A 2,141-nucleotide genomic window follows, 5' to 3' on the forward strand; every position below is an offset into this window, starting at 1 on the left:
GGGCGTCGCGGCCACCCCGTGCTGCTGGGCGCCGAGCACTGGGCGGACGTGGCCGCCGCCGCGGTCGGCGACCGCGGGGCGCGTGACTACCTGCGGGCCCACGCGGACTCGCTCACCGTGGTCGAGTGCGCGGATGTGGCCGATCCGGGTGATATCGACACCCCGCCCGACCTGGTCCGGTTGGCGTGAAACGAAGGCTTTGCCCGACCGGCACGCCGCGAAAGTGTCTCGATATCAACGATCTCGACATCAACAGACCGTTGAAATTCCGCCATAAGAAAACTAGTGTCCAATGCGCAGAAGTCGTGTGGCACGCAGTGCCGCATACGCGCACCACAGGCACGTGACCCGGGTGGCGCTCCGGGGACCACCACCCCGGGGGAGCGACCACCCGCCGAAGGAGTGACCGCCCATGTCCGCACCAGCGCCGTCCCCGCTGGCCGTCGTCGACGTCGATCCGCACCGGGCCCCCGACCGCCAGGACGAGGTGCTGACCGAGGCCGCTCTGGCGTTCGTCGCCGCGCTGCACCGGGAGTTCACCCCCCGCCGGGACGAGCTGCTCCGCCGGCGTGCGGCCCGCCGCGCGGAGATCGCCCGCACGGGCCGGCTCGACTTCCTCCCCGAGACCGCCCACATCCGCGCGGGCGACTGGCAGGTCGCCCCCTGCCCGCCGGCGCTGAGCGACCGCCGGGTGGAGATCACCGGCCCCACCGACCGCAAGATGACCGTCAACGCGCTCAACTCCGGCGCCAGGGTGTGGCTCGCCGACTTCGAGGACGCCTCCGCCCCCACCTGGGAGAACGTCGTCGGCGGACAGCTCAACCTGATCGACGCCTACGAACGCCGCATCGACTTCACCGACGAGCGCGGCAAGACCTACGCGCTGCGCCCGGCCGAGGAACTGGCGACGGTGGTGACGCGTCCGCGCGGCTGGCACCTCGACGAACGCCACCTCCAGGTCGACGGCCGGCCGGTTCCCGGCGCACTCGTGGACTTCGGCCTCTACTTCTTCCACAACGCCCACCGGCTGCTCGCGCTCGGCAAGGGGCCCTACTTCTACCTGCCGAAGACGGAGTCGCACCTGGAGGCGCGGCTGTGGAACGACGTGTTCGTCTTCGCGCAGGAGTACCTGGGCATCGCGCAGGGCACCGTGCGGGCGACGGTGCTCATCGAAACCATCACCGCCGCCTACGAGATGGAGGAGATCCTCTACGAACTCCGCGACCACGCCTCCGGGTTGAACGCGGGCCGCTGGGACTACCTGTTCTCCATCGTCAAGAACTTCCGCGACGCGGGAAGCAGGTTCGTGCTGCCGGACCGCAACGCCGTCACGATGACCGCGCCGTTCATGCGCGCCTACACCGAACTGCTCGTGCGCACCTGCCACAAGCGCGGTGCGCACGCCATCGGCGGCATGGCGGCGTTCATCCCCAACCGCCGCGATCCGGAGGCGAACAGCCGGGCGCTGGCGAAGGTCGAGGCCGACAAGGACCGGGAGGCGGGGGACGGCTTCGACGGCTCCTGGGTCGCCCACCCGGACCTGGTCCCGATCGCCCGCGCCTCCTTCGACGCGGTGCTCGGTGACCGACCGCACCAGAAGGACCGGCTGCGCGAGGACGTCCGGGTGACGGCGGCCGACCTGATCGCCGTCGACTCGCTGGACGCCGCACCGACGTACCAGGGCCTCAAGGACGCCGTGCAGGTCGGCATCCGCTACATCGAGGCCTGGCTGCGCGGGCTGGGCGCCGTCGCCATCTTCGGCCTGATGGAGGACGCGGCCACCGCTGAGATCTCCCGCTCGCAGATCTGGCAGTGGGTCAACGCGGGTGTGGTCTTCGAGAACGGCGAACGCGCCACCGCGGATCTGGTGCGGAAGGTCGCCGCCGAGGACCTGGCCGAACTCCGCGCCGAGCTCGGTGAGGAGGCCTTCGCCGCCGGCTGCTGGCAGCAGGCCCACGACCTGCTGCTGCGCGTCGCGCTCGACGAGGACTACACCGAGTTCCTCACCCTGCCGGCGTACGAACTCCTGCGCTGAGCCCCCGCCCGGCGTTCGTACGCCACCGGCCGCGTCCCCGGGCGGCTACCCGGGGACGTCCGCCGTCCGGCGCTCCCCGCAGCGCGCCCGCCCACCGACCGGCCCG

The 2,141-nt window shown here is 71.5% G+C and carries 1 protein-coding gene and 1 pseudogene; both read left to right on the top strand.

What is annotated here, in order from left to right:
* A pseudogene (locus tag ACYVE9_RS24120) lies at nt 1–189 on the top strand (nucleotidyltransferase family protein); the annotation flags it as partial.
* A gap of 223 nt (nt 190–412) precedes the next feature.
* The gene (gene aceB / locus ACYVE9_RS24125; protein ID WP_461030004.1) at nt 413–2,035 is read left to right on the top strand and encodes a malate synthase A; all 1,623 of its coding nucleotides are present in this window, start codon (nt 413–415) and stop codon (nt 2,033–2,035) included.
* The last annotated feature ends 106 nt before the right edge of the window (nt 2,036–2,141 follow it).

Source organism: Streptomyces sparsus, from assembly GCF_054776295.1.